The sequence below is a fragment of the Pseudomonas cyclaminis genome (assembly GCF_015163715.1).
GTDB classification, from domain to species: Bacteria; Pseudomonadota; Gammaproteobacteria; order Pseudomonadales; family Pseudomonadaceae; genus Aquipseudomonas; species Aquipseudomonas cyclaminis.
Genome location: NZ_JADDUM010000402.1, coordinates 1 through 527 on the forward strand (window position 1 = coordinate 1; position 527 = coordinate 527).

The 527-nt window shown below is 63.6% G+C and carries 1 protein-coding gene; it reads left to right on the top strand.

Translation table 11 applies throughout. From position 1 onward, the window contains the following. Positions 1-527, top strand: a 527-nt coding sequence (locus IQK56_RS30825; RefSeq protein WP_279649566.1) for a solute carrier family 23 protein, incomplete at both ends; no start/stop codon positions are given.

A 527-nucleotide genomic window follows, 5' to 3' on the forward strand; every position in this document is an offset into this window, starting at 1 on the left:
GCGGCAGCGCAGCCGCCACTTTCGGTTCGCCGATTTACCTGGCGATTGCCGCCCTGGTCCTGGCCACCATCCTGTTGATCAACCGCTTCATGCGCGGCTTCTGGGTAAACATTTCGGTGCTGATCGGCATGGGGCTGGGCTACGGCCTGTGCGGCATCATCGGCATGGTCGACCTCAGCGGCCTGGCCCAGGCGCCGTGGGTGCAGGTGGTAACGCCGCTGCACTTCGGCATGCCTACGTTCGAGTTGGCGCCGATCCTGTCGATGTGCCTGGTGGTGGTGATTATCTTTGTGGAATCCACCGGAATGTTCCTCGCCCTGGGCAAGATCACCGGCCAGGACGTCTCGCCCCGGATGCTGCGTCGCGGCTTGCTGTGTGATGCCGGTGCGTCGTTCTTCGCCGGCTTCTTCAACACCTTCACCCACTCCTCGTTCGCACAGAACATCGGCCTGGTGCAAATGACCGGCGTGCGCTGCCGCTCGGTGACGATCATGGCCGGCGCGTTCCTGATCGTGCTCAGCCTGCTG